This is a genomic window from Sphingobium jiangsuense, assembly GCF_014196495.1.
Taxonomy (GTDB): domain Bacteria; phylum Pseudomonadota; class Alphaproteobacteria; order Sphingomonadales; family Sphingomonadaceae; genus Sphingobium; species Sphingobium jiangsuense.
In genome coordinates, this window is the sequence record NZ_JACIDT010000046.1 from 1 (window position 1) to 6,139 (window position 6,139).

The 6,139-nt window shown below is 59.1% G+C and carries 6 protein-coding genes; 3 read left to right on the forward strand and 3 right to left on the reverse strand.

What is annotated here, in order from left to right; translation table 11 throughout:
- Positions 1-44: 44 nt before the first annotated feature.
- Together GGR43_RS23690 and GGR43_RS23075 are read right to left on the reverse strand one after the other, a co-directional pair.
- Complete coding sequence (locus GGR43_RS23690) at positions 45-1,097, reverse strand: restriction endonuclease subunit S (protein ID WP_188074052.1); 1,053 nt, start codon at positions 1,095-1,097, stop codon at positions 45-47.
- A complete protein-coding gene (locus GGR43_RS23075) occupies positions 1,094-2,929 on the reverse strand; it encodes a type I restriction-modification system subunit M (RefSeq protein WP_188074053.1) in 1,836 nt (611 codons plus the stop codon). Before GGR43_RS23075 ends, GGR43_RS23690 begins: the two co-directional genes overlap by 4 nt.
- A gap of 101 nt (positions 2,930-3,030) precedes the next feature.
- Here GGR43_RS23075 and GGR43_RS23080 point away from each other — a divergent pair, with 101 nt between their 5' ends.
- On the forward strand, positions 3,031-3,603 hold the full coding sequence (locus GGR43_RS23080) for a hypothetical protein (RefSeq protein ID WP_188074054.1): 573 nt from the start codon (positions 3,031-3,033) through the stop codon (positions 3,601-3,603).
- Between the two features lie 832 nt (positions 3,604-4,435).
- Here the strand turns inward: GGR43_RS23080 and GGR43_RS23085 are convergent.
- Positions 4,436-5,083, reverse strand: coding sequence for a hypothetical protein (locus tag GGR43_RS23085; protein WP_188074055.1), 648 nt, complete (start codon positions 5,081-5,083; stop codon positions 4,436-4,438).
- Between the two features lie 48 nt (positions 5,084-5,131).
- Here GGR43_RS23085 and GGR43_RS23090 point away from each other — a divergent pair, with 48 nt between their 5' ends.
- Entirely contained in the window at positions 5,132-5,686 is a 555-nt protein-coding gene (locus GGR43_RS23090; RefSeq protein ID WP_188074056.1) for a hypothetical protein, read from the forward strand.
- 48 nt (positions 5,687-5,734) lie between these two features.
- Entirely contained in the window at positions 5,735-6,076 is a 342-nt protein-coding gene (locus GGR43_RS23095; RefSeq protein WP_188074057.1) for a hypothetical protein, read from the forward strand.
- Positions 6,077-6,139 lie beyond the last annotated feature (63 nt).

The window sequence follows — 6,139 nt, forward strand, 5'->3', positions numbered from 1 at the left end:
TTCATCTTCGTTCCTTCGTCACTACGACGAAGCCCAAATCCTCCTTAATTCACAACCTCAAATCTGTGCCATTGGCGCTGACGCCGGACACCTTCCAGCACTACCTTCGCGAACATCTCGCTCATGTAAGCGTAGAAAAACCGCCCGTGGACACCTTCGAACCGGGAAAAAATGTAGACACGCTGATGAGCGCGAAACTTACCCGTGAAGTGGTGATATACCTTACCGACGCCAGCGCCGTCTCCTGCGGTGAGCACCGCTTCGCAGTCGTGGCTGTAATCGCCGATGCGCTCAATCACGGGGGAGCGAACGAAGAAAGGATATGCGCCGTCGTCTACGGCATCAGCCGTGTCAGCGTCCCCCGTCCCGATGTGACAAATGAATCGAAGCCGCTTCACGTCCCAATGCGCGGGCACCTCGCCGAGCCAGTCGATGCCGCTGTCCTTCATGGGCGCATGCGGATCGAGGCCCTCGGTGACGGCATGGGAGATGACGGCTTGCCGCTTCTCCTTCAGCAGCGAGATCAAGCACCGCTGCTCCTCAATAAGCGCGTCGATCTTGGCGGTTTCGCGGTCGAGGAAGGCAGCGATCGCGACCTGTTCATTGGCAGGTGGCAGCATGACTGGTAGCCGCTTGACATCTGCGAACTTCATTGACTGTCGCAGCCCGCCCCCCATCGAGTAGAAGACCTTCGTCAGGTCATAGGCGCGCAACAGATAGCTGAGGTAGTGAGGGGCGATGCCGCGCGGCTGAGTTGCCAGATACGCTGAGGTTATGATTCCTCGTTCCCGCACGATAGCAGTGCGGAGACTGCGCTGATCGTTCTGAAGATCAGTGAGACGCCACACGATATCGTCTGGCTCAACGATCTGATAGGTCTCGAACGACGCGGGGAGCAGGCCGTCGTTGTTGTCTATGTCCTTCCTGACGATGCGGCCATAGCTGAGCGAAAGCAGATTATTCTCAATCATACCCTCGTTTGATTCGTCCCGTTCGGCGACAAGGGCGAATAGCGGTTGCCGCAACCAATGGCTCGGCACGTCGCCAACCCACTCGATGCCACTGTCCTGATATGATGGATACGCCGGGAAGCTCACGCCGCCAGCCCCTCCAGCATGCCCTTGATTCGGTCAGTGACTGCCTCAAGCTCAGCGTCGATCTCAGCCAACGGACGCGGCGGCTCGAATACATAGAAGTGGCGGGTGAACGGGATTTCGTAGCCGACCTTAGTCTTGTCGTGGTCGATCCATGCATCCTCCGCGTGGGGCAGCACCTCCCGCGCGAAATAGGTCTCAACATCCTCACTGAGCGGCACGTTCTCGGTATCGCGGAGGGCGCTGTCTGGCTGCTTTTTACCCTTCGCCTTGCCGCGCTGGCCCAGCACGATCCCGCCCGCCTCGTCACGCAGCGGTCGCTCGATGGTGATTGTGCGGTAGCCGAAGGCGCTGTTCGGGAAGATGCGTGACAGCGGCGCTAGCTTCACCTTGCCACCCTCCGGCGCTGAGGGCACCGGCTCGCCCTCGACCACCACGTCGCGCACAACCTCCCGGCCGTCTGCATCGAAGCTGATGGCAAGCCGAGCCTCAGTGAACCCGCCGAACAGCTTGGTGACGGTCTCAATCTGCGCGTCCGACATTTCCTTGCGCTTCGAGCCCAAGGATTTGCGCATCTTGCGCCACATAGACGAGGCGTCGATCAACTGGACCTTGCCCCGGCGAGCCTCCGGCTTCCGGTTGCTGATGATCCAGACGTAGGTGCTGATCCCTGTGTTGTAGAACATGTCGGTCGGCAGCGCGACGATCGCCTCAACGAGGTCGTTCTCCAGCACATAGCGGCGGATTTCGCTCTCGCCGCTGCCTGCCCCGCCTGTAAAAAGAGGCGAGCCGTTGAGGACGATCCCGAAGCGACAGCCCCCCTCATTGAGTGGGCGCATCTTCGACAGCAGGTGCATGAGGAATAGCAGCGACCCGTCCGACACGCGCGGCAGGCCGGGGCCGAAGCGACCATCGTATCCCTTCTGCTCGTGCTCGGCGCGAACCTGCTTCTCGACCTTCTTCCACTCAACGCCAAACGGCGGGTTCGACAGCATATAGTCGAAGGTGCGGCCGTGGTGTCCGTCGTCGGACAAGGTATTGCCCTGCACGATATTTTCGATCGGCTGCCCCTTGATGAGCATGTCCGCCTTGCAGATGGCGTAGCTCTCTGGGTTCAGTTCCTGACCAAACATGGTCAAATGCCCTTGCGGGTTGTGCTCAGTGAGATACTCGCCAGCGACTGACAGCATGCCGCCCGTCCCCGCAGTAGGATCGTAGATGGTGCGCACTATCCCCGGCTTGGTCAGCGCGTCGTCGTCCTCGACGAACAGCAGGTTGACCATGAGGCGGATGACCTCACGGGGGGTGAAGTGCTCACCAGCCGTCTCGTTCGAGATTTCAGCGAACTTGCGGATCAACTCCTCAAAGGCGAGGCCCATCGCCGCGTTGTCCACCTTGTCTGGGTGGAGGTCGATGCGGGTGAAGCGCTCAGTGACCTGATAGAGCAACCCCGTCTTGGCGAGCCGGTCGATCTGGGCGTGGAACTCGAACTGCTCGAAGATATCGCGCACCGCAGGAGAGAAGCCCTCGACGTAACGGACGAGGTTCGCGCGGATGTTGTCCTGATCACCCATCAGTTTGCTGAGGTCGAGTGGATCGGTGTTGTAGAAGCCCTGCTTGGCGGCACGCAGGAGGAACGGCTCGGGGTTCAGGCCCAGCGTCGTCTTCGCCTGAAGCTCATTGAGCACCGCCGCCTTGGTGGGTTCAAGCACGCAATCCAGACGGCGCAGCACCGTGAACGGCAGGATCACGCGGCCATATTCCGACTGCTTGTAATCCCCCCTCAGCAGGTCGGCCACAGACCAGATAAACGATGCAAGCGCTTGATGATTCACAAAATACCCCCGGCGTCCAGAGCAGGGTAGCATTTTCGCTAAGCGGAGGACAGTAGATATGCGATACCGGTTTCTGCCAACCTCAGAGCGAATGAACCGATATGGCTGAGCGATCAGACCTCCTTTCTGACCTTGATGATCTCGACTTCACGCGGCTGCTGCTCGCCGACATGCACGACGATCTGCATGGCAAGGTCAGCCGGTTCCGGCAGCTTGAGGACTTGATGAGCGCGATCGGGTCGAGGCGCTCAATGTTACCCGGTGGGGAGGTGGCCTATACCGCATGGGTCGAGGCGCGCAGCAGCTTCGTGCATGGCAACTTCCTCGCGACGGTCCTGCTGGCACAGGCACTGGCCGAGCAGATGCTCGCGGCCATGCTTACGTTGGGGATCGACGCTGAGCCCATTCCGCCAAAGATCGACTTTAGGAAGACGCTCAAACGGTGCCGCGCGCGCGACATGATCAGTCAGCGTGATGCAGACGACCTCGAACGCCTGATGGAGATGCGCAATCCGTTGTCGCACCACCGCCTGATCAATGACCCGTCCAACCTCTCGCGCCGGGTCATTGATGAACGCATATCCGGCGAGGAGCGCCTGCGCCGTGATGCGACCTTTGCCATCAGCATGGCCGTGCGCTTATTGGCTCTGCCGATGATCCGGCTCGGCGACTGACGGCTCGTTATCCCGGCACAATGACCGCGATGTCGATTGAGAGCCGAGCGCTTACGCGCTCTGCTGCTGCATCACACCGATCAGCGCATTCGTTCCTCATGCGCTGATCAGCGATCGCAGCGGATTCAACGAAGAAGGGGCGACAGCAATCTCAATCATCAACTCGGGGAGAGGATACATCTCTATCCCCCCCGCACCTGAACAGACTTACATAAAGGACATCGATAGATGCCCACGCTCATTGAGAGCGAAGCTGCCCAGATGCGGGGGATAGGAAGTTCATCAACTGCGGGTGTCAGAAACTGTGCGTCGTGGCTTTGGGTTTTTATACCCAGCAGGTGGTCGCCCGGACCCTGCATGCGCCAGCGCCTATCAAGGTGCGCTCTCCGGCAGAGTTAAACTGACTTCGGAGACCACCTTCGACGGTTATATCGGTGAGGATAAGCGATTGAGCGGCGCACGCCATTGACTCCGCGCCTGCTCAATCCGGGGAGTTGTCAGCTAACGACATGGCTCCCCGTCTTGTGCTGGGGCTGTGTTTGACTTCGCACCCCGCGACGACCGTTGTTCGCATCAACCAGCGATCGGGCTGTGATCCGATCGTTCTTCAACTCCCGTCAGGCGGCCTTATCGCTTTCGGTGAGGGAGCGGGCCAAATCCGGGGCAGTTTGTGAGCGGGCCACTCTATTGGCCGTTGCCGACCGCCCTGCGAAATGTTCATCCTTATTTATCACAACGCGAACCCACCGCGCATTATTTGATTTTCGGGCGAGACGCCCCGGAGCCATTTCGCTAACTCCGGGACGCTGGTAATATTTAGGCGCTGGTCGCCTCACGCCCGACGATAGGCGATGCGATTTTGCTCATCATGACCATCAATGGCGTTGCCATTCTGAGTGAGGCGGATCGCAGCGAAACGGATAGTGTTTTCCGTGCCAGTGAATCCGAGACCCTGCGCCTCGCGAAAGAGCGTGCTGACGCACTTCAATCGGTTCGTCAGGAGGCTGAGCACGATACTGTCTGTGTGTTGGCCGCGCCGCAGTTTGGGTGTGCGCTTATTGGCAGCGCTCGCTGCGATCCGCCGCACGGGCTTCGGCTTCATCGTCGGTTCGATCGCGGGTATCTCACCATTGAGGAATGGACTCGTGCCGTTGATCATCGCTTGGACGGCGTTGGTAATCCGCTGTTTCAACTCCCGCTCGGCCCTGACCGTATGCTCGGCGATGATAGCCTTTCGCGCCTTTTCGGAGTCAGCCAGCGCCCGTCTGGCGGCTTCTACTTGCGTTCTGAGTGCCACGACCTCGTTGTCCAACTGCTTGATCCTGCTGAGCAGGGCTTGCGATCGGCTGAGCATGCTTTCGATGCCGCCATGTCGAGCCGCTTCTTTGAGCATTACGCGGAAGCCAGCGACAGCGGCTTCTTCATGGGTGAGCGGGTTCAGGACCATGTTAACGATTGGGTCGATATTCGTGATCTTCATTGGAAAAATCCCTTGACGTGAGTTACTTGCCAAGGGGTGCGCACCTCGTTGACGAACGCCGTTTTAGGGCAGGTCAGTGGGCAGCGCTTGGGTGCGAACATTTGGTGGAGCATGGGTCGGAAACCGAAGCACGAACTGACTGAGCAAGAGCGCTATGATGGTCAGGTCGCGAGCAGAGCAAGCGCGGGCAAGAACGGCCGTCAGCGACAAATGGGATGGTTCCTCGACGCTGCCTCTTTCATCGTCCATCTACGGAAGGAGGATCATCGGGGCCAACCGCCCATTGCCAAGCTGGTGAGGTATCTCACTGAACGTGGATGGAAGTCTGAGCGTGGAAAAGAAGTCAGCCGAACTGAAGTCAAACGGATGCTCGAGACCTTCGATCCCAATAATGCGCTGCCAGATAATAAGGCGGACTGGGAGGCGATTCGGTTGGGTCGGATCGAAGCGCCGCCGGGAATAGAAGCCACAAGCGTGGCAATCGATCCCGAAAAATGGACCGAGATGCAGGCAGCGATGAAGAAAGGCTGGACGCCTGTTTGGCGAAGCAATGTGGTAAAACAAACAAACGAGACTGACCTCGCTGAATCTGATCATCAGTGAGCGACTAGTCGACGCCTAACCAACCATTACACCACCATAAATATGGGCATGTTCTCTGCGATCATGCTCACTGACTGCCCCGGCCTTATCGACCTTATGCTGACGGGCGACGAGCATGGCATGAGCTTTGCCATTGATGGCGTGGAGTGCGTGATCGAGCACGTCGAGGGGCATGGCATCTTCGAAGCCGTCACCCCCGACTTCGGCCTCTCAGTGATTCATCCGGGTTGGTATGCTGGGGATCACGGCGCACCCGCATACGTCGCCATCGTAGGGGACGCGCACGCCTGCATAGGCTGGCTCCCCCTTAGTCACGCCGACAAGCTCGTGCTGATCCAGCACCTGCCGCTCAGCCCCGTTGACCGTATGCTCTGCCGACTGTCGGCTTGATCACTGCCGCTGCCGTTCAGTGACGTTCGGTAGGCAATCTTCGCCTCGATAGGGCAACCATGG

Bases quoted from the DNA above. Each gene is read 5' to 3' on its own strand.
- GGR43_RS23080 (WP_188074054.1), top strand. From the start codon at position 3,031: ATGGCTGAGCGATCAGACCTCCTTTCTGACCTTGATGATCTCGACTTC.
- GGR43_RS23085 (WP_188074055.1), bottom strand. From the start codon at position 5,083: ATGAAGATCACGAATATCGACCCAATCGTTAACATGGTCCTGAACCCG.
- GGR43_RS23095 (WP_188074057.1), top strand. From the start codon at position 5,735: ATGTTCTCTGCGATCATGCTCACTGACTGCCCCGGCCTTATCGACCTT.